1 protein-coding gene is annotated in these 221 nt (G+C 71.0%); it reads right to left on the bottom strand.

Annotated elements, in window-relative coordinates; genetic code table 11:
- Window positions 1-221, bottom strand: a 221-nt coding sequence (locus P0D89_RS54630; protein ID WP_408379961.1) for an efflux RND transporter permease subunit, incomplete at both ends; no start/stop codon positions are given.

Here is a 221-nt window from a genome sequence, read left to right as displayed (position 1 = left end):
AGGTCGATACCGTGCCGAGCGCGAGGCCGCCGATCACCGCGCGTCCGAGCGGCGCGTTCTGTTCGCCGCCGTCGCCGAGACCGAGCGCCATCGGCAGCATGCCGATCAGCATCGCGAGCGCGGTCATCAGCACCGGACGGAAGCGGCTGAACCCGGCATCGAGCGCGGCCTTGAGCGGCGGCTGGCCGCCGTGGTGGAATTCGCGTGCGGTGTTGATCACC

The organism is Paraburkholderia sp. RL18-085-BIA-A, assembly GCF_046027075.1.
Classification (GTDB): Bacteria; Pseudomonadota; Gammaproteobacteria; order Burkholderiales; family Burkholderiaceae; genus Paraburkholderia.
Note: the sequence above shows the minus strand (reverse complement) of the source record. Positions and strands in the feature narration are given on the sequence as shown.